Here is a 20,309-nt window from a genome sequence, read left to right on the forward strand (position 1 = left end):
ATCAACTTGCAGGGGCGTACACCTTGATATTGGTGTGCCCCTCGGCCTTCAGATGGCAGGCATGCATCCGGCTCATGGTGCCGCGGTCACAGTACAGCAGGTACTGCTTGTCGTCCGGCATGGACTGGATCCGCTCATTCAGCTCGTAGAACGGTATCTCCATCACCTGATTGCTGGTGAGCTGCAGCGGTGACTGCTCCCCCTCCGAAGGGTGGCGCACGTCAATAATCACATCATCCACCGCCGGTGTATGAACAAGCTCCACCTCTTCTGGCGTCCGGGTGGTTTCCAGAAGGCGGTTGACCGGTGTGTCCTGACGGCTGGCGATGGCCTGCTCCAATACGCGGGCGTCCATAGCAGCCTCATCTTCCTCTACCCGATGGAGCTTGGCACGGGTGGCCGGCTTACGGGAAATCACACCGCAGTACTCCGGCATAGTGCGAGCAAACGGCTCAGTACCGATGTCCCGGGCGATGTTGATGATGGTTTCCTTGTCCATGGAGATCAGCGGCCTTAGCACCACCTCGTTACTGGCCCGGTCCACCACGTTGAGGTTTGACAGAGTCTGGCTGGACACCTGCGCCACGGCATCACCGGTCACCAGGCCCGAGGCATTATTGGCGGCAGCAACTTCAGAAGCGGCTTTCAGCATCTGGCGCTTGAGCACCACCCCCCAGTGGCGATGGTTAACCGAACGCATGATTTCAGCCACCACGCCTTCAAAGGGCACGGAAATGAACTTGGCGCCGTGGGAGGCTCCGTAACGATCCCACAGATAATGCACCACCTGGCGCACGCCAATTTCATGGGCGGGGCCACCGAGACTGAAAAACAGGAAATGGGAGCGAAGCCCCCGACGCATCATCAGGTAGGCCGCCACCGAGGAGTCATAACCACCGGACACCAAAGTCATCACCGTTTCCACCGCGCCCAACGGGTAGCCGCCAGCACCACGGTGTTTGCGGTGGGCAATGTGGTAATGGTCCTCGTGGACCTCAAGACGCACTTCAATATCCGGGTTGCGAAGGTCTACGCCCTTGGGCTCGGAGGCTTCAAAAAGGGCGGCTCCAACAAAACGCTCCAGGTCAATTGAGCGAAATTCGTGATTACCCTGTCGGCGGACCCGAACCGCAAAGGTTTTGCCGCGGATACGGTCTGCATAGGCCGTTACTGCCTGCTCCGCCACGTCGTCCATACTTACCCAGGGAAAGACACCGATTTCCTGGATGGTCGAAATCCCCGGAATACGACCCAACTCATCTATCACCGGGCCAGCCAAACCACGCCCGTCAGGGATCGCCACATCCACCCGGTCCCAGGAACCCTCAACGTGGATATCGTCGTCCAGGCGTGCCAGCAGTTTGCGGATATTTTGCCGCAGGTGCCGCATCTGTTGCCGGCGAACGGGTTTGCTCTTGATGGCCACTTCAGCGGCGGGGCGTATAAGGAGTTTCATAAATCGGATGTCTGTCGGGTAGCGTAATTACAGTAAAGCGCTTAGTGTAACGGTTTCACGGTTTGCCTCAAAATCGGGCATTCCCGAGACCCGCTATACTGAAACAGAAAGGAACGCCCTATCGCCAAGGGCCCGCAGCACATTCAGGAGTTCTTCCGTTCATGACCGAATCCACCATCAATGCCCTGGTTTCTCCAGAAGGCAGCCTGGAAATCCTCTCCAACTTTGAAGTCAACCGACTTAAGGACAAAAGCGAAGGGGGCCTGTACCGGCTATTCCGGCAATGCGCCCTGGCCGTGCTCAATACGGGCGTTGAAACCGACGACGGCAAAACCCTGATGGAAGCCCACGCCGACTTCGACGTTCGCCTGATTCCACAACCACGCGGCCTCAAACTGGAACTGGTCAATGCGCCGGCCCATGCGTTTGTGGACGGGCAGATGTTGCGCGCCATTCGGGAACATCTGTTTTCGGTCTTGCGGGATATCATTTATTCCTATTCCATCCCCGAGTCTGCAGAGGGACTGCGCCGGGACGACCCTGAGGGCATCACCAACCTGATTTTTCACATTCTCCGCAACGCCCGCGTGCTGCAGGCAGGGCGTCATCCGGACCTGGTGGTGTGTTGGGGTGGCCACTCCATCAACGAGCGCGAATATCAGTACAGCAAGGAAGTGGGCCACCAGTTAGGCCTGCGCGGGCTGAGCATTTGCACCGGTTGTGGCCCTGGCGCCATGAAAGGCCCAATGAAAGGCGCCACCATTGGCCACGCCAAACAGCGGGTAAAAAACGGCCGTTACATCGGCCTGACGGAACCGGGCATCATCGGTGCCGAAGCGCCGAACCCGATAGTTAACGAGCTGGTGATCATGCCGGACATCGAGAAGCGCCTCGAAGCCTTCGTTCGGACGGGCCACGGCGTGATTGTGTTCCCCGGAGGTGTGGGTACCGCCGAGGAAATTCTCTATCTGCTGGGCATCCTGCTGCACCCGGACAACGCCGACCTGCCCTTCCCGGTCGTCTTTACCGGCCAGCAGGAAAACGCGGAATACTTCGAGATGATAGACCAGTTCATTCGCAACGCGCTGGGCGATGAAGCCGCCAGCAAGTACGAGATCATCATCGACGATCCGGACAAAGTCGCCCATACCATGAAACAGGGTATGAAGGACGTGGAAACCTTCCGCCGGGCCATGCAGGACGCTTACTATTTCAACTGGATGCTGAAGATCGACCCGGTGTTCCAAATGCCTTTTGAGCCCACCCACAAAAGCATGCGGGCGCTGGAGCTACACCGTGATCAGCCAGTTCACCTGATTGCCGCCAACCTGCGCAAGGCATTCAGCGGCATCGTCGCCGGCAACGTCAAGGAAAGCGGCATACGCCACGTGCAGGCCAAAGGGCCGTTTGAAATATCCGGCGACCCGGAACTACTGGCTCCCCTGGAAGCGATGTTGAAAGAGTTCGTCGCCCAGGACCGGATGAAGCTGCCCGGTTCCGGCGCTTACGAACCCAGTTACCGAATTATCAGCGAAGCAACGCCTGCCATGCCCTGACGGTGATGGGGATTATTCCCCACCACCCGCCGGAAGGCTGGCGTAATAAGCAGCCAGGTTGGCAATGTCCTCATCGCTGAGGCCCGCCGCCTGACCCTGCATGATGGCGGCCTGGCCACCGTTACGTTGATTGTTCTTGTACGCCTTGAGCGAGGACACCAGATATTGCTCATTTTGCCCTGCCAGGTTGGGGTAACCCGGAATGGCCGCGATGCCATTCTTGCCATGGCAGGCTGCGCACACGGCGGCCTTGGTTTTACCGGCCTCAGCATCACCAGCGGCGATGGTAACTGCGGGAGCGGCAGCCCCCAACACAAACACGGCAGCCAGGGTGTGGTATTTCAGTCTCATTGGTTTTACCCTCTCATCGTTTTATAGCCCGACAGGACCCTGCCGGTGCGCAAGTTGCACGAATTTATAGCACAGCAGGAACAAAGCTCAAATGTGATGGATCAATAAACCGTACGTAGCCGGACATCATTTACGTCACTATTCCCATCACCTGTAACCACCATTTATCACCCCATTCGATGCGGAGAAGTCGACATGTCCATTCAGGTTCAGGAAATCGCGTGCAGGGAAGGCAACATTGGTCTGATCACCCTGGATTCCCCTGCCACCCTGAACGCCCTGTCCGCGTCGATGATCCGCGAAACCCAGGCAGTACTGGATCAGTGGGCCGAAGCCGACCACATCAGCCTGGTTATTTTCCGCGGCGCCGGTGAACGTGCGTTCTGCGCGGGTGGCAATATCCGCGAACTCTATGGCGCCCTTTCCGGTGACGAAGACCCGGACGCACCGGCCGAATTCTTTGCCAGTGAGTATCGCCTGGACTACACCATCCACCGCTTTCCCAAGCCGGTGATCGCCATCGGCCACGGCGTGGTGATGGGTGGTGGGCTCGGCATTTTTTCCGCCTGCCGCTACCGCCTGGTAACGCCCGATGTCACATTGGCTATGCCGGAGATCACCATAGGCCTGTTTCCGGATGTCGGTGCGAGCTGGTTCCTCAATCGGCTGCCAGGCCGCATCGGTTTGTTCATGGGGCTGACCGGAGCCCGGCTGAATGTCTCTGACGTGTTGAGGGTCGGCCTTGCTGACATGGCCATCCTGCCAGATCAGGTTGATTCACTGATCGAGCGCTTGAAAGAGGAGCGTTGGACCGGTGAATCAGCGGCGGATGACAACCGCCTGTTCCGGCTCGTCAAGCAACTTGAGCATCCCGACTACAGGGCACTGCCAACCAGTGAACTGGCGCGGCATGAGCAGGACATCGCCAGGCTCAGCGCAGGCGATGAGCTACCGGCCATTGTTGAGAATCTCCTGGCGGCGGAGATCGACAGCGACTGGTGGCAAGGCTGCGTGAATAACCTGCGCAACGGCTGCCCGGTCACCGCCTGGCTGGTCTGGACCCAGCTAAAGAAGGCGCAGCAAATGTCACTGAAGGACGTCTTCCGGATGGAATACACCATGGCCGCCCGCTGTACCCGGCGACCAGACTTGCGGGAAGGTATCAGAGCCAGGTTGATCGACAAGGATCACAAGCCCGCCTGGTCTTTCCCGACCGTCAGGGACGTGCCTGACGCTGTGGTTGAAGAACACTTCGAGCCGGAACTGAACGACAGCAACGACCCCATGGCACTGCGCTGAAAGGTCAGTGAGCCCGTGTCATAGCTCGGCGCCGGCCTGGATCAGCAACATCTCGATATCCCGGTTGTTGCTGGCCCGCGCCAGATCCAGCGCCGTCCGCCCATCGCTACCGCGATAGTTAACGTCTGCACCCGCCGCCAGCAACATCTCGGCGGTCAGTAAGTCCCCGCCCTCAACAATGTGCATCAACAGCGAATGGCCGCCCTGATTCACATTGACGTTCGCCCCGGCGGCCAACAGCACTTTCACCACGGAAAGATGACCGTTACGGGCGGCACGGATCACCGGCGTTGTCCCCTCAGCGTCCGATGCATTTACGCTGGCACCGGCCGATAACAACAGTTGCACGATCCGCCGGTGACCATCCTCTGAGGCAATCATCAACGGCGTTACGCCACTTTCTGGCGCCAGATCCGGCGCGGCGCCTTCGCTGAGCAAGAACCAGACAATTCGGTCCTCACCCGCCCAGACCGCAGCCGAAAGCGGTGTGCCGGCCTCGGTTAATGTGTTCAAAGACATACCAGAGGCCGCAAGCGACTCGGTCCGTTCAAGATCTCCGTTACTGACCGCTTCCATCAAGGGCGTGTCCGCTACTGACGCCCGACGCTGCTTGAGGTTGGATGGATCTTCGCCCGTCGCGCACGCTGTCATCAGCGCGCCTGCGACCAGCGCGGCGAGAAATCTCAGGAGGATGGTGCCGGTTCCCTGGGCCATGGTGATTCAGTCTCTGTTGATTTATTTTCGCGGATATTCTGGTCAGTCGCGGGCGGCAATGAAAGCGAGCGGTTCACAAGTCGGGCCGCTTCTGCAAAATATCGCCCACCAGAGAGCGCAATTCCGCTTCGCCTGCCTCCCGACCCACGCATTCACCGTCTGCCTGCAGATCGGGCCACGACCAGTCCTGTAGCACCGCCCTGGCCCAGAGGGAGCGCGAACGTTCGTCAGTCACCTCGTTGACGACGCCTGCCTGCAATGACAGCCGCCTCAGTACCGGCAAGGCCAGATCGAAGCCCCGATAGCCATTGGCAAAACTGTGCAGGTCCCTGAAGTCATCCTTATTGAGCGGTCTGCCAGCGGGAAGGCTGCAGGTTATCCGCAGAATCAACTCCGGCTCTGCATCCACCCAGTTGCGCGGCACGAGGGTGAGCCAGTGCTCCGTCAACCTGCGACGCAAATGGTCTGTCAACGCCTTACCTTGTGCAGACACCCCGGCAAGCAACTGCAGGGGATACTCGCCGCTGCTGGCTTCGCGCTTCAGGCCAAGCCGCACTGGTTCCAACCCGCACCGCTGCCAGAACGACAACAGTCCGGCGTTGCCGCCGAAACTGGTACCGATACCGTCCAGTCCCTGCTTGCACGCATAATCATTCGCAGCCGCCACCAGTGTCTGACCCAGCCCCTCACCGCGAACCTCGGCACTCACGGCAATCCGCACGATGCGCAACAGGCGCTGGCAGGCTGCCTCGGCAAACCCACTGTGGGTGGCCAGGGACTGGGGCAAAAGATGTCCCCGCAAGCGGCGCTTGCCCAACATGACCTGCTCTGCAAGCTCGCTGTCCAGCCCCCCTTCCACCGTCGCCCAAAGCACGCCGACCAGAACACCACCGCGCGTCAGGCGCCAACTCACCGCAGCCGGGTCGTCCATCCACTGGCGCAAGTCACCGGGAGAGGTACGGTAGTGGGCATCCACCAGCAAACCGAAGGCCTCCTCCAATTCACTGTCTTTCGCGGTGCCCGGGTTCCAGCGCTCAACGGCGACATTCACATCGTCCTGACTGATGGATGGCGCCTGGGCATCCAGCAGAAACATCCGACGCGTCAACGGCTCCAGGGGGTCAGAGCCAGACCATCGTATGGGCGCCGTAATCGATGTGTTGCGCCATTGAGGCGTTTCGGCATCCAGCACCGAGCGAAACCGGATGGCAAAGCCTCTACCGGAACCTTCATAGCCATGCACCGTGGAAGCGTATATCACCCTCGGCCAGCCCAGCAGTATCTGCTTGAGCAAGTCTGCCGGTATGGCGGCGGCTTCATCCACCATCACCACCTCCGCCTCCGGCTTTTCGGCAAGCAGCCGATCTAGGGGCCAATATTCCAGCCGCCCCTGATCGCCCACCGCAACATTGTCCGTGCCCATGCCAGGATCTGAGGCCTGTCCGCAGGCCAGGCGGGCGTGGTGAAACAATGTTTTCACCGCATCCGGCCCTGGCGCCGTCACAATCACGCGCCGCCGCCCTTCATTCAGAAGACGAACCGCCGACAGGCCCAGGGCTGCAGACTTACCCCGCCCCCGATCCGCCGTCACCACCAGCGGTCGCCGACGCCGCCCCAGCCCCGTTCGAACCACCTCTTCCACAAGCGCGCGCTGGTCATCGGTAGCGCCTACCCGGAAGGCATTGCCGGGTGGTACAACCGTTGGCAGTGGCGGCTGAGGGTCAACAGACGGGTTAATGCGAATAATATCAGGATCACCGGCCACAACCCCCGCCAGACGAGCCGCAAACGGATGCTGATCGATTCCATCCAACCCGGTACGCCGGTAATCCGGATCGTCGAAACCGCCCCACTCTTTCAGCTTTGGCATCAGCCAGAAAAACAGACCACCGGCCGCAAGTGTTCCCGACAACGCCGCAAAGCCGTCCGGCGGATTCCCCCGCCAGCCATCCCAGACTACACAAGCCAGTTCCTGTCCCAACCAGCGACGTCCTTCAACCGGTTTGATCGAGGTCAGCGAGGATTCCGGCTGATCCTCAACCGGCCCAGTCCAGATCCCTGGCGCTACCGACAACGCTGGAAGAAGTTCCCCCAGCCACGCGAGAGAGGCGGTGCGATCCCCGTCTAAAACCACCAACCGCCGATGTCCGGCAGCCCGCAATCTGGCTTGCAGTTCCTGCCACCCGGACAAATCAGGCCCGATTTGATCCGCCATTCACTTAGCTCAAATCCACGGAGTGACGCTTAAGATCTTCCAGCTTTGAATACTTCAACGCTGAACGATGCGTCGCACGCAACTTCACACGCGGCGCACTATCGGCCTCAAACGCCTCCTGCCAGCGGGAGGCACACAGGCACCAGGAATCGCCTTCTTTCAAACCGGGAAAACCGAATTCAGGTCTTGGTGTGCTGAGATCGTTCCCCTGGGCGCTGGAATATTCCAGAAAATCATCGGTGACGACTGCACAGACAACATGGGCCCCCAGGTCATCCGGGCCGGTGTTGCAACACCCATCCCGATAAAACCCGGTCTCCGGATCCGTACCGCATACTTCCAGTTTCTCGCCCAATACGTTGACTGGCTCAGACTTATTCATAATCGAGACCTTCTAGCTTTGAGGAAGTGGGCTGGGGGATGCACTTTCAAAACACGCTCAAGCACATCCATGTGGCGCTTGGGCTCCGCCATCCATGGCTCCGCACAGTTTTGAAAGTGCATCCCCCAGCCCACGATCTCACCTATGAGTTATCGTCCAACAAACTATCATTGGCTCGCAATTATGTCGGACTGGTATCAGCACTACCAGCAGCCCGGTACAATACACGCCATGCGACGCCCACCCCAAAACCTCGAAACGACCACGCTGCCGGATTACCTTACCGACGAGCAGCGAGCCATCATCACTGCTGGCTTTGAACATGCGGTGATCACCGCTGTGGCAGGCAGTGGCAAGACATCAACACTGGCCTGGCGCATTCGCTACCTGCTGCAACAGGGGCACGACCCGGCCCGCATGCTGGTGTTGATGTTTAACCGCGCCGCGCGGGTGGACTTCGAGCACAAATTGCAGGAAGTAACCCGTCACCTGACACTTGCCACTCCCGAAATTCGCACCTACCACGCCATGGGGCTGCGGCTGTACAAACGGTTCGTGCGGGAAGGCTTCCTTCCGGGATTCTCAGACAAGATCCTCACCGACCAGGAAATCAGCTACCAGGCCTGGCAGCTTACGCGGCGATTGGCGCCCGAGGACCTGGCTGACGAGATCCGCCGTAACAAGAAAGACTTTGTCGAAACCGCCGTCAACTTCATCGATCTGGTAAAAACCACCCTGTCTCCGGTGGATATTGTCTTCGAGGAACTGGGCTATTCCGACAAGCACCGCTACCTGATCGACCTGTTCCACAGCTTTGAACAGTGGCGCAAATCCCAGAGCCGTATCAGCTACGCCGACATGCTCTACGAGCCGGTGATGGCCATCCATCAGAACCCACCCTTACAGCGGCTGGTCGGGAACAAGATGGATCTGGTACTGGTGGACGAATATCAGGACACCAACGAAATCCAGCATCTGTTGCTGCGATACGTGGCCGGCGACCGTGCACGGGTCACCGTGGTGGGCGATCCGGACCAGACCATTTACGAGTTCCGGGGCGCCAGGCCCGATTTCATTCTCAAACGCTTCAGCGAGGAATTCGAAAGCCCACTGGAGCAAACCCTGAGCTATACCTTCCGGTATGGCCACCAGGTGGCGCTGCTGGCCAATCATCTGATCTGCCACAACACCGGTCGCAAGAATGTGCTTTGTCATTCCCATCCAACCACACCCGCGACCGGCATTACCCTGCACCAGCATGAAAACGACAGCGACGTCGTCTTTAAACTGCTCCAGCCCATGGACGAGGAGACCCTGGGCAGCACAGCGATCCTGTTCAGAGTGTGGAGCCAGAGCGTTCCTATCGAATTGAAATTGCTCGCGCGACAGGTGCCCTACCGCATCGACGCCGGGAAGGGTGCTCTGTTCAGCCGCGAGGTTCAGGCCATCACCAGCCTGTTGATGGTGGTATCGGGACGGATTCGCAACCTGCCGGACGACGACCGGCTTGAGTTTGCCCGGCAATTACTGCGCTTCCCCCATGTTGGCCTCAAGGAACCCGAACTCGAACAACTGGCTCGCTTCCTGGCTGGATTCGGCGAGGGCTGGCATGAACGGCTGCTGGCCATGGACTTTGACGCACTGGCCCCCATGGCGGCCAAAAAGCTCCGCAAGCTGGGGGAAACATTGGCACAGCTGGAGCGCTTCAAAGGCTCAGTGGCAGACCTTATTTCCCGCTATGCGGAGGAAACCGAACTCTACGAGGGCATTCGCAGCCTGGCCCTGACCCATGAAACTGCGGACGAGCGCATCGAGACCATCCGCGGCTTCCGGCTGTACCTGTCAGGACTTGATGTCAGCGTTGACGCCGCGCTGGAACACCTGAAGGCGCTGAAGAAACAGGCGGGCGAAAATCGCCGGGGCGGCGCTTTACTCTCCACCATCCACCGAACCAAGGGCCTGGAGTGGTCGACCGTTATTCTGCCGGGACTGCAGGAGAAATACCTGCCGTACAGTCCCCGGGCGCAGGATGACCCCAAGGCCTTCCTGGAGAGTGAACGCCGCCTGCTCTACGTCGCCATGACCCGCACGCGGAATCAACTCCACCTGATCACCCGCCCATTCAGCGAAAACCGGCATCTTGACGGCGACCAGGGGCCGAGCCGGTTTATGGACGAGCTGTGTTTTCCGCTATCTAGGGAGTTTGGCCATTGGCTGGACAAGCAGGCCACCGACAGTGCAGCCACACTCACTGCAACCGTGCCACTGACCTCGACCGGTCTTCGTTATGCAAACCTTCAAGGCGTCACACTGCAAACAAGTGCGGAAGCGACGATCGAAGAGACAACACCGCTCTGGGCAAGACCCCGTCTCAGCCATGCCATCTTCGGGCCGGGCTCAGTGACGGGGGAGGACGAACGATCTTTCGAAGTCGCTTTCGACAACGGTGACACCCTGAATTTCAGCAAGAAAAGTGCCCATCTGTATTTTACCGCCATGTCATCAAGGGCCTGAGTACAATTGCGGACGCAACACTGGCCCTCTTTTTTTGTTTTTTTGAATCCCCTGACTTAAATTTCACGTAAGTACGCTGCAGCAATGCTTTATGCGAAAGTACGACGTGAGTGCTTTAAATAACGATAATCGAACAGGAGGTTCTGCATGAACATCATGCGCCCACTGGCCATTGCGGCCCTGACGACATCCCTGGCGACACCCGCGGTCGCCGAACGCGAGCAAACCATTTACCTGAACCCGTTTGCCGGCTTCCAGCTGTTTGACGACAAGCGCGACCTGAGTGAAACCGGCACCCTGGGCATTGGCGCGGAGTTTCGCTTCCACCCCAACTGGGCCGTGGAAGGCGTGTATTCCAAGGCGGATGCAGATCGTAAATACGTGAATGGCAGCAGCGACTTTGAAGAGTATCGACTGGACGGCCTCTATTACTTTGCCGGCCAGGATGAAGCCTGGAATCCGTATGTCTCAGCCGGTGCCGGCCACGCGGACTTCGGCGACGACGTGCTGAGCTACCAGACCGCTGGTTCCAATCACGATGAAACGCGGGTCAACGTCGGGGCGGGCTTCCGCTACAACGTCAGTGACAGCGTTTCCATCCGCGCGGACCTGCGCGAGTTCCATGGTATTGATGAGAGCACCTTCGATACCCAGGCAACCCTTGGCCTGAGTTTCGCCTTCTCTCGCACCGTAGCGGACTCGAAACCCGCGCCACGCAAAGCGGCAGACAGTGACAACGATGGCGTGCCCGACAGCCGCGATCAGTGCGCCGGAACACCTTCAGGTGTAAGCGTTGACAGTAACGGCTGTGAGCGTGACAACGACGGCGACGGCGTTGCCAACAGCATGGACCAGTGCCCGAACACACCGGCGGGCGCCAGCGTGAACAGCCGTGGTTGTGAGCTGGACAGCGACAACGATGGCGTCGTTAACAGCGCGGACCAGTGCCCAGGCACGACTGCAGGCGCAGACGTGGATGCCATGGGTTGTGAAGGCGTAACTGAAACCGTCGAAACCATCGAGCTGAACGTACAGTTCCCGACCAACAGCTCAGTGATCGGCAACGCCTTCGACAATGAAATTCGCCGCGTCGCCAATTTCATGCTCGAGTATCCGGAAACCAACGTGGAAATTGCCGGTCACAGTGACAGCATTGGCGAGGCGGAATACAACCGCTTCCTGTCCCAGCGCCGTGCTGAGGCTGTTGCCACCCGGCTGACCGATGCCCTGGGCATCAGTGAAGACCGTGTTAATGCGGTTGGTTACGGTGAGTCCGAGCCGGTTGCCAGCAACGAGACCGCCGCTGGCCGCGCGGAGAACCGTCGGGTTGAGGCTCGCATTCAGGTTCGCCGTTAAACGTCGACGTTGTTCCTGTAAAGAGTTCCTGTACAGACATCCTGTAGCAGAGCAGCTCAACGGAAAGGCGCCTTCGGGCGCCTTTTTTATAGGCGGACAGGCGCTCTTAAGTTCAGGCTCGCGAGGGAATACTGTGAAGCGAATATTGTTCGTCGTTATTCTCGCATGGGTAATACCCGCTGCTGCGTGGCCTCAGGTTTACCGGTGCGACGCCGGAGGTGATACTCGTTTTTCGGACCAGCCCTGCGGGGAAGACTCCGAGGAAATCACCATCCGCGACAACCAGATTGGCGGCAATTTCGGCCAGAATCTCCCGCCGTCACCAAAGCCTGATGAAACAGTGGAAGAGCCGGAAAAAAGCACACAGGAGGCGACCGACGACACCTGCCGCTTCATTAACTCCACCGACTTGCGGCGCTATCTGGTGCGGGAACAAGTGGTGAAAGGCATGACCAAAGAACATGTTCTGAAAGCCTTTGGCCGGCCTCCGGAAACCTACCCCACACCCCAGGAAACCTGGGTATACCAGACGAAATACTACGGCGCCCTCTATGAACTGACCTATGTGTATTTCCGGGACGGCTGTGTGGAAAGCGTGGTGTACCGAAAGCCCTGAGCCCTTTAGCAGCCTGCAGGCCTCTTTACCGCGTCGATCAGCAGATTACGGGGGGTCAGCTGGCGCTCGCAGAAGGTTCCCAGTCGAACGTCATACCCCTGTTCCTCAAGAAAAATTGAATAATCCAGCACCACCCAAAGCTCCAGTGGCCGCCGGAACAGGTGGCGTACAAGCTCGTGGCGGCGCACCTCCTGCAGTCGCCGCTCGCCATGACGCTCCCAGGCACAAAAGTCTGTGTCCTCGGGCAGTTCCAGCCCGCGGTTGCCGGCAGCCCAGCGACAGAAGGTGGCAAAATCGCCGTTCGTCAGCCGCGACGGGTGCGACGGCACCGGCAGGTAGGCATCCAGGCCTCGAAGCTGTCTTTGAAGACCATCGAACCCGAGGCGCCAACAACTGACCCTGCGGTTTTGCTCCCGCACACGTTTCGGTGCAGTCACGGTTTCCCTGACGGCCAGCCGCAGCTCGTCGCGGGTCAGCTCCAGACCAGTCTTCGCAGCCCGGACGCGCCTGGAAAGAGGCTGGTAGTCCGATGCTGTCGTCAGGTGATAGCAGCAAGGTGAAACGCTCACCCTTGGCAGCCCCTCGCCAGCCACCTTACGGATCAACCTGCGATGGAGGTCGCCACAGGCGTGCAGGGCAACACCATGGCTTTCGGGCGGCATCGTCAGATTATCGGCCATGACATCCTGGCACTGCAGGGTAACCGTATCCCTGAACTTCCGGGCCAGGCGGTTGCCGTCATCAACCAGGGTGGCGTTCCATTCAAACCCTGTTACGTCACCATCGCACAGGGGCGCCAGGGTTCTGGCCAGGTGGCCCTTACCGCAACACCAGTCCAGCACGTCGTGCTTCAGGGGATGGATGGCACTTGCAAAGGCACCAGCCTGAAGCCGCTTACGGCCAGGCATATCCGTCGCCCGGACCTCAGGCAAGGTATTCAGATCGGCGGATTCGACGGCAAGCGGCGCAATGTCGGTCAGGTCACCGACCTCCCGCAGAGATGGCAACTCCCTGGCCAACCACTCAGCCAGAGCGACAGGGTCATCGCCCCATTGCTCACAGTCGCTGTCGGAGAACCGGGCAACCCGGTCCGCCAATGCCGGCCAGCTCTTTGCCCAGGCCGGGCTCGGATCGGCGAATGGCGTCGGTTGCCAGAACTCGCGATGCTGCGTCAGCCAATCGTTCAAGCGTTGCCAGCGCAGGTAAAAAGCGTCAGCGCAATGGTGTAAACCCGCCGTCATTCGGCAAATCGCCCAGGCCGGAAAGCATCCAGACACACCGACGGCGAATCCCCATCAATCAACTGGGAAATCACCGAAGCGCTGCCCGCAGACAGGGTCCAGCCAAAGGTGCCGTGCCCGGTATTGAGAAACAGGTTCTCCCGAGGGCCGCGACCAATGATAGCCGGGCCGTCCGGAGTCATGGGACGGAAACCGGTCCAGGTTTCGGCGGCCTCCAGATCGGCGCAGCCGGGGAAACGGGATTCCACGGATTTGCGAATCGTGGCCAGCCGGGCTTCCGGAATATCGCGGTTGAAGTCGTTCAATTCCACAAAGCCGGAGGCGCGTAGCCTGTCACCCAGACGCGTCGAGACCACTTTGTAGTTGTCATCGTGGATGGTCGACACCGGCGCGCGGCCGGGGTCTTTCAACGGTACGGTAAAGCTATAGCCCTTCACCGGGTAGATCGGCAATTCGAGCCCCAGGGGGCGGGTAAGGTGCCCCGACCAGCAACCAGCACTGACAACCACGGCGTCAGCCTCAAGGGTTTCCGATGTGCCATCGTCCTTGCGGATGGTCACCCCTGTTATCCGCCGGTCATCTGCCACCAAATGTTCGGTTTCCGTGTTGTAGCGAAACTGCACCCCTTTGGTTTCGCAGGCCTTGGCCAACTCACGGGAAAACAGATGGCAATCACCAGTGCCATCCGTGTCATAGCTCAGGGCACCATAGAGCGGGCCATCCCCGATCATGCCGGGCTCTAGTTCGCGAACCTGTTCGGGAGTGAGCAGTCGGGAGGGGATACCCAGTTCGTCGAGCAACCGTTGGGTTTCGCGGTAGCTTTCCAGGGTTTCCGGGGTGCTGGCGAGATGAAGCAGGCCCTGGTGGCCGCCGTCGAACCGCAACCCAAGCGCCTTTTCAAGGGCCAGGAAACGTTCACGGCTATGAATACCAAGGCGTATCATGGCGCGCTTGTTCAGGCCAAACAGGCCCGGCGACCAGGCGTAGCGCAGCGTTGCGAACATGAACCGCAACGTTTCCATCGACGGCGGTACCGACATTTTCAGCGGGCCGTCCTTTTTGAACAGCCAGGGTACCGCCTTCAACACCATGGATGGGTCTGCCCATGGATAGACCACGCCGTAGGAGCGCTGGGCGGCGTTGCCCCTGCTGGTCTCATTCCCCGCCGCGCTGTGACGCTCCAGCACGGTTACCTGATGGCCCCGGCTTTGCAGCTCGTACGCCGTGGTTACACCAACCACGCCGGCACCCACAACGATGATGTGCATGTACTTCTCCCTATGACAGCAATGTAGGTCAACAATCGAACAAGCTGATAAACTACTGTGACAAAGTTCTCAGGATAGCAGCCAACGCTTTGGTTGCGATGGAGTGAAGTAACCGACAATGAGCAAGAAACGTCGCGACATTCCCGTTTTCGATCAGCCGATTATCGAAACCCACTGCCATCTGGATTACCTCAAGGATCGCCCCCTGGCGGACACCCTGGCCGAAGCGCAGCGGGTCAATATCGAGCGTGTTATCACCATTGCCGTGTCACCGGACAACCTGGCGACCGTGCGTGAACTGAGTCAAACAGCCCCCTGGGTGTATGGCACGCAAGGGGTCCACCCCCACGATGCCGAACAGTATTCCGACGCCGCCGAGGCGGAAATCCGCGCGCACGCTGGCGACGACAAGATCGTGGCCGTCGGCGAAATCGGTCTGGACTACTTCTACGACAACGCAGACCGGGACGTACAGCGTGACGTGTTTCGTCGCCAGTTGCAGATCGCCTGCGACACCGACCGGCCGGTCGTCATCCACAGCCGTGAAGCCGATGACGATACCATCGACATCCTGAAGGAATTCGAAGGCACTCTGAAACGCCGCGGCGTCATCCACAGTTTCACGTCGGGCCCAGGGCTGGCGCAATACGCATTGGACGAAGGCTGGTGCCTGGGCTTCAACGGCATCACCACCTTCAACAAAGCTGAAAACGTGCGTGACATTGTGCGCATGGCGCCCATCGAACAAATCCTGCTGGAAACGGATTCGCCATTTCTGACCCCGGTCCCCTATCGCGGTAAGGAAAATGCGCCCTTCTACATACCGTTTGTTGCCGAGAAAATCGCCGAAGTAAAACAACTACCGCTGGAGAACGTATTGGCTACAACCTATGACAACAGCCTGAGAACGTTCTTCCAGCGGCAATGATCAAACGCGTCCCCGTCTCGGCACTCAAGGTCGGCATGTACATCACCGACCTGAACAACGACTGGATTCCTCACAACACCCAGCGCCGTCGCGGCGTGATCAAAAAAACGGACACCATCGAAAAAATCCGCCGTATGGGCGTGGACTACGTCTACATCGATGTTTCCAAGGGCCTGGACTGTCAGGATTCGGAACCGGCCCATGAGGTGGACCGCCGCAATGAATCCGCCCTGCAGCGTGCCGGTGAGCAGGCGCCCGGCGTTTTCAAACGGGTGGCGGTTGCAGAGGAAATGGTGTTTGCCCAGCAGGTGCACAACCAGGCCCAGGGGCTGGTAGGCAACCTGATGAAAAGTGTGAAGCTTGAAGGGGCTATCGACATAGCCCCCATTCACCGATTGGCTGACGAGCTCCAAAGCTCTATCTTGCGCAACGCCAATGCCCTCAGTTGCCTGGGTCGTATCCGCGAGAAGGACAACTACCTGTTGGAACACTCGGTCAATCTCAGCGTGCTGATGTCCCTGTTCGGAAACTACCGCAAACTTCCTCCGGAGGCACTACATCAGACCATCGTTGGCGCACTGCTCCATGACATCGGAAAAATCCTCACGCCGGATGATATTCTCCACAAACCGGGACGGCTGACGCCCGAAGAGTTTGAGGTCATGAAAGCCCATGCGCGGCATTCGCGGGATATCCTCAAGGCGACCGAGGGTATTGGCGAGCTGGCTATTGTCACCGCCGCAGAGCACCATGAGCGCCTTGACGGCAGTGGCTACCCTGAGGGCCTGAAAGGCGAGGAAATCTCCGTATACGGTCGCATGGTGGCCATTACCGATGTTTACGACGCTATTACCTCTGATCGCGTTTACCACAAGGGCATGACCCCAACCCAGGGCCTGAAGAAACTGCTGGAATGGAGCGGAAGCCATCTGGACCCGGCGCTGGTGAAGGAGTTTATTCGTTGTGTGGGCCTCTACCCCATTGGCTCACTGGTACTTCTGGAAAGCGGCCGTCTCGGTGTCGTCATCGAAACCAACGACGAAGACCAGCGATTGCCCGTACTGCGCGTGATGTACAACACCCGTTTTCGCACGCCTATCACCGTCGACACCCTGGACCTGGCCAAACCCGGCACCCAGGATCGGATTCTGCGCTCAGTGGACCCGGAAGACTACAAGATCGACGTCAGAAAATTTCTGGTCTGAAACATCATCCTCCCATGGACAGGAACACCGCCATCAGGATGGGAGACAGGAACGACAGAATAAACCCCGAGGCAATCGCCACGGGCACGCAGTCCAGGCCTCCGCTGCTGCGGATCACCGGCAGGGTGAAGTCCATGGCAGTCGCTCCCCCATAACCAATGGCCATGGCCGGTCGCTGACCGATCAACAGAGGAATGATCGCAAGCGCAATAATCTCCCGGATCACGTCGTTGAGAAAGGCCACGCCACCCCAGGCCGGCCCCAGGGCATCGCCAATCACAATACCGGACAAGGAATACCAGCCAAACCCGGACGCCAATGCCAATGACTCATGCCAGGCAGCATCCAGTAACGGTACCATTGCAAAACCGGCGAGCAGAGAGCTGCCGGCCATCGCCAACGCAATGCCCAGTCCCTGCCGGTTGAGCAGCAGCCGACGAAGGGACAGGCCGGCATTGCGCAGTTGCAGGCCGATCAGAAACAACAGCAGCATTAACGACCAGGTCGCCACGTCTTCGGCCATGGGCAGGTCCGGTAACCAGTAGAAACCGGCCAAACCACCAACCACAACGGCCACCAATGGCTTCAACCCCGCCAGGAACAGGCGGCGGTAGCCACGAGGCTGATCCTCCTGATCCTCCCGCGCCGCCATAGGCTGCCAGCGATGAAACAACCACAGCCCCACCATGTTGGCCCCAAACAGTACCACCACGAGCACCGCGACCTGGGATGCCATATTGGCCAACTGGCCACCAACACCTTCCATCTGCCCGAGGCTCAGCCCCAAGAGTGCCAGGATAAAATACACCAGCCCTTCAACGCCGTAGTGAATGGCCGTCATCAAATGGCGGTTCTCGAGTGCCAGGGCAAAACCCAGGAAAAGCGGTGCCAGGATCAGCAGTGCGCCGGTCAGCATGAAGTCCTCGGAACAATGTGTATGGGTGGGAAAGATCAGCCGATAGGTTCGTACTGATCAGGGTCAAAATGAAACTTGCCGGCACTGGCATCGCGATCGGTACGGATGGTGCGCGCCAGGCGCTGGGCCATCACCGACCAGACCACATAGTCGTTGGGTTGGGGTTGGTAATCCTGCCCCATCAGCGCACCCGCGACACTGCGCAGCACCGCTTCCGCCTGGGTAATGGAACGATAGGGGCCCTGGCATCGGTGTTTTTCTGGCTGACCATCCACCGAGCCACTGAGTGCCACCAACGCCCAGATGTCCTCACCGACTGGTTTGATGAACAATTCTACCCGGCGCAGCTCCCGAACCATAACCAGTGCCCGTAGCGGGCCACGCCCATGAAAGTAGTGCAGTTTCACGGCTTGATTCCAGGGTATTCAGTGAAGTACATGCCCGGTCCTGTCCTGCACCAGCACCCAGGGCGCAATCACCACCGCCCAGAGTTCCGTATTCTCGTCATACCAGTGGCGGGCAAGATCCGGAGCAACGTCGCCCACTTTGTTGTCGGCCAACCAACGCTCAAACTGGGTCTTGTTGTCCGCAGACAGCTCAGCCGCTACATCCAGAAGGTCCAGCTCCGGCACCACCTTCACGACATGGCCACGGGCATAATAAACCTGCAGGTCATGCCAGTTGATCCGGGACGTTTCCAGATTCAGTTTTTGCTTGAGCGCCTCTGGCGATTCTTTCGTCATCATGTTCACACCTTGGACGTCCATATTTCACGTATCTGATCCGCAAGAGTCATGGGATCGAACGGTTTGGGTATCACATCAACCGCTCCCAACTCCCGGTAGAACGCCACCTCTTCAGTTTGCACCTTAGCGGTCATGAACACCACAGGTGTCGTGCTCAATGCCGGAATTTCCCGCAACGCCTGAAAGGTAGACGGGCCATCCATCCCCGGCATCATAACATCCAGCAGGATCAGTTCGGGCTCAAAATCCGGGCCTTCAACAAGCGCCTCCTGACCGGAGCTGCAGCTTTTTACCGAAAATCCCCCAACGGTTTCCAGCGCCAACTCCGCCACGGCCCTGATGTCGGCATCGTCCTCCACATAAAGAATTCGCTGAAGCTCTCCAACCGGGCTAGCCATCGTCTTTACCCCTGTCTTGGTTATCCACCCCCAGTCTGCGCAGCAAGCGCAAACACTCTTCGTCCTGATTCTGCCCATCCGCGATCAAGGCGGAGGCACGCATAACCAGTTTTGACTCGCTTGTGGCGTCACGCGGTAAAAAGTGAACGGCCCCAATCAGCTCTCTCAACTGCAAAGGCAGATGCCACTGCACTTTGAGACGATTCCCATAATTCTGAGCCCAAGCCTTTAGCCCGTCCTCAATCTGCTCATCGGAAACCACGCCTTTGCGATCCAGGCACTGCTGCATCACCTTGAGCACCGCCAGTTCGCCGACCCGACTGAGCAGGGCCGCCGTATGCACCGCGGATTGATCGACCCCGATACGCAGAGCAATCCGTGCGGCCTCCTGGGCCACCTTTTCGGCTGTTTCGAGAAAGGCTGTCGCTTTCTTCGCCAAACGGGGATCGCGTAACTGGCCGCCAATATCCAGTGACATCGCCATGGCGTGCCGCAAGGCCATATCCACGCCCATGGTTGCAATCCCGTCACGCAAACTGCGAACCGGCTCACCGGTTTTCTGGAACGAGGCGCTATTGGCCACATCAAGCAGGCGGGTTGTGAGAGCAACCTCGCCATTCCACCGCTCCGCGAGTTGCGATGGCGAGATATCCTGTTTTCGTGCCATCAATTCGAGAACCCGTGCCGTATCAATGGCGGAAGGCAGTTGAATAACGGAGTCCACCGACGTCTGCAGCAGGTGTTCCAGATCGGGTTGCGACTCCCGATCAAAATCGGCGGGATCCACCAGTGCTGTCAGCCTTTCGTGCACCATCTCCACATTGAACGGCTTGCTGATATAGCCATTGATGCCATAGCGCGCGGCTTTCAGAACCGACTCCCTGTCAGCGCGACCGGAGATCATGACAATGGCGGCCTTGCTGCTCTTCTCGCGGGCAGCGCGAATAACCTCAAGGCCGGAGCCATCCGGCAGGTTCCAGTCGATGATCATCAGGTCAGCACCGTGTTTAGACCAATGTGCCAAGGCTCCCTTGACGGATGCCGTTACAAAAACATCCATTCCGGGATAAAGCCCGCCAACCACCGTTTCCAGCAGATCAGCCAACAGAGTGTCATCTTCCAGAATAAGTGCCTTCATAACGCTCGCT

19 protein-coding genes are annotated in these 20,309 nt (G+C 59.0%); 7 read left to right on the forward strand and 12 right to left on the reverse strand.

Annotated elements, in window-relative coordinates; translation table 11 throughout:
- Position 1: 1 nt before the first annotated feature.
- The gene (thiI, locus tag AAGD24_RS18450; protein WP_379865898.1) at positions 2-1,456 is read right to left on the reverse strand and encodes a tRNA uracil 4-sulfurtransferase ThiI; all 1,455 of its coding nucleotides are present in this window, start codon (positions 1,454-1,456) and stop codon (positions 2-4) included.
- A 161-nt stretch (positions 1,457-1,617) separates the two neighbouring features.
- Between thiI and ppnN the strand changes: the two genes are divergently transcribed.
- Positions 1,618-3,012: a nucleotide 5'-monophosphate nucleosidase PpnN gene (ppnN, locus tag AAGD24_RS18455; protein WP_379865900.1), complete on the forward strand. Its 1,395-nt coding sequence runs from the start codon at positions 1,618-1,620 to the stop codon at positions 3,010-3,012.
- Between the two features lie 12 nt (positions 3,013-3,024).
- On the opposite strand, the gene AAGD24_RS18460 is transcribed toward ppnN, so the two are convergent.
- Positions 3,025-3,363: a cytochrome c gene (locus AAGD24_RS18460; protein ID WP_007153826.1), complete on the reverse strand. Its 339-nt coding sequence runs from the start codon at positions 3,361-3,363 to the stop codon at positions 3,025-3,027.
- Positions 3,364-3,558: 195 nt separating this feature from the next.
- On the opposite strand from AAGD24_RS18460, the gene AAGD24_RS18465 reads away from it, so the two are divergent.
- Complete coding sequence (locus AAGD24_RS18465; RefSeq protein WP_007153825.1) at positions 3,559-4,662, forward strand: enoyl-CoA hydratase/isomerase family protein; 1,104 nt, start codon at positions 3,559-3,561, stop codon at positions 4,660-4,662.
- An 18-nt stretch (positions 4,663-4,680) separates the two neighbouring features.
- Here the strand turns inward: AAGD24_RS18465 and AAGD24_RS18470 are convergent, their stop codons facing one another.
- From AAGD24_RS18470 to AAGD24_RS18480, 3 genes are all read right to left on the reverse strand, one after another.
- Positions 4,681-5,376, reverse strand: coding sequence for an ankyrin repeat domain-containing protein (locus AAGD24_RS18470; RefSeq protein ID WP_379865902.1), 696 nt, complete (start codon positions 5,374-5,376; stop codon positions 4,681-4,683).
- A gap of 73 nt (positions 5,377-5,449) precedes the next feature.
- Positions 5,450-7,591, reverse strand: coding sequence for a tRNA(Met) cytidine acetyltransferase TmcA (locus AAGD24_RS18475; RefSeq protein ID WP_379865903.1), 2,142 nt, complete (start codon positions 7,589-7,591; stop codon positions 5,450-5,452).
- Positions 7,592-7,595: 4 nt separating this feature from the next.
- Positions 7,596-7,973, reverse strand: coding sequence for a DUF2237 family protein (locus tag AAGD24_RS18480; RefSeq protein ID WP_007153822.1), 378 nt, complete (start codon positions 7,971-7,973; stop codon positions 7,596-7,598).
- A 183-nt stretch (positions 7,974-8,156) separates the two neighbouring features.
- Here AAGD24_RS18480 and AAGD24_RS18485 point away from each other — a divergent pair, with 183 nt between their 5' ends.
- The 3 genes from AAGD24_RS18485 to AAGD24_RS18495 all read left to right on the forward strand — a co-directional run bounded on the left by AAGD24_RS18485 (position 8,157) and on the right by AAGD24_RS18495 (position 12,459).
- On the forward strand, positions 8,157-10,487 hold the full coding sequence (locus AAGD24_RS18485; RefSeq protein ID WP_379865905.1) for an ATP-dependent helicase: 2,331 nt from the start codon (positions 8,157-8,159) through the stop codon (positions 10,485-10,487).
- Between the two features lie 147 nt (positions 10,488-10,634).
- Positions 10,635-11,843 carry an OmpA family protein gene (locus AAGD24_RS18490; protein ID WP_379865907.1) on the forward strand — a complete coding sequence of 403 codons (1,209 nt, stop codon included), beginning with the start codon at positions 10,635-10,637 and terminating at the stop codon, positions 11,841-11,843.
- A 133-nt stretch (positions 11,844-11,976) separates the two neighbouring features.
- Positions 11,977-12,459 (forward strand): DUF4124 domain-containing protein, encoded by a 483-nt coding sequence (locus AAGD24_RS18495; RefSeq protein WP_379865908.1) that lies wholly within the window; start codon positions 11,977-11,979, stop codon positions 12,457-12,459.
- 5 nt (positions 12,460-12,464) lie between these two features.
- Here AAGD24_RS18495 and AAGD24_RS18500 read toward each other — a convergent pair whose 3' ends face one another.
- Together AAGD24_RS18500 and AAGD24_RS18505 are read right to left on the reverse strand one after the other, a co-directional pair.
- Positions 12,465-13,700, reverse strand: a complete 1,236-nt coding sequence (locus tag AAGD24_RS18500) for a methyltransferase (RefSeq protein WP_379865910.1) — start codon at positions 13,698-13,700, stop codon at positions 12,465-12,467.
- The gene (locus tag AAGD24_RS18505) at positions 13,697-14,968 is read right to left on the reverse strand and encodes a D-amino acid dehydrogenase (protein WP_379865912.1); all 1,272 of its coding nucleotides are present in this window, start codon (positions 14,966-14,968) and stop codon (positions 13,697-13,699) included. Before AAGD24_RS18505 ends, AAGD24_RS18500 begins: the two co-directional genes overlap by 4 nt.
- A 118-nt stretch (positions 14,969-15,086) precedes the next feature.
- On the opposite strand from AAGD24_RS18505, the gene AAGD24_RS18510 reads away from it, so the two are divergent.
- Together AAGD24_RS18510 and AAGD24_RS18515 are read left to right on the forward strand one after the other, a co-directional pair.
- Positions 15,087-15,896 (forward strand): TatD family hydrolase, encoded by an 810-nt coding sequence (locus AAGD24_RS18510; RefSeq protein ID WP_007155209.1) that lies wholly within the window; start codon positions 15,087-15,089, stop codon positions 15,894-15,896.
- Positions 15,893-17,101 (forward strand): HD-GYP domain-containing protein, encoded by a 1,209-nt coding sequence (locus tag AAGD24_RS18515; RefSeq protein ID WP_379865914.1) that lies wholly within the window; start codon positions 15,893-15,895, stop codon positions 17,099-17,101. Before AAGD24_RS18510 ends, AAGD24_RS18515 begins: the two co-directional genes overlap by 4 nt.
- 4 nt (positions 17,102-17,105) lie before the next feature.
- Here AAGD24_RS18515 and AAGD24_RS18520 read toward each other — a convergent pair whose 3' ends face one another.
- The 5 genes from AAGD24_RS18520 to AAGD24_RS18540 are packed head-to-tail and all read right to left on the reverse strand — an operon-like array spanning position 17,106 to position 20,299.
- The gene (locus tag AAGD24_RS18520) at positions 17,106-18,017 is read right to left on the reverse strand and encodes a lysine exporter LysO family protein (protein ID WP_379865915.1); all 912 of its coding nucleotides are present in this window, start codon (positions 18,015-18,017) and stop codon (positions 17,106-17,108) included.
- Between the two features lie 35 nt (positions 18,018-18,052).
- On the reverse strand, positions 18,053-18,424 hold the full coding sequence (locus tag AAGD24_RS18525) for a hypothetical protein (protein WP_379865917.1): 372 nt from the start codon (positions 18,422-18,424) through the stop codon (positions 18,053-18,055).
- Positions 18,425-18,442: 18 nt separating this feature from the next.
- A complete protein-coding gene (locus tag AAGD24_RS18530) occupies positions 18,443-18,763 on the reverse strand; it encodes a DUF2288 domain-containing protein (RefSeq protein ID WP_040474748.1) in 321 nt (106 codons plus the stop codon).
- A 2-nt stretch (positions 18,764-18,765) separates the two neighbouring features.
- Entirely contained in the window at positions 18,766-19,161 is a 396-nt protein-coding gene (locus tag AAGD24_RS18535; RefSeq protein ID WP_379865919.1) for a response regulator, read from the reverse strand.
- Positions 19,154-20,299 (reverse strand): response regulator, encoded by a 1,146-nt coding sequence (locus AAGD24_RS18540; RefSeq protein ID WP_007155203.1) that lies wholly within the window; start codon positions 20,297-20,299, stop codon positions 19,154-19,156. Before AAGD24_RS18540 ends, AAGD24_RS18535 begins: the two co-directional genes overlap by 8 nt.
- Between the last annotated feature and the right edge of the window lie 10 nt (positions 20,300-20,309).

The sequence above is a fragment of the Marinobacter sp. M5B genome (assembly GCF_042604615.1).
GTDB classification, from domain to species: domain Bacteria; phylum Pseudomonadota; class Gammaproteobacteria; order Pseudomonadales; family Oleiphilaceae; genus Marinobacter; species Marinobacter salarius.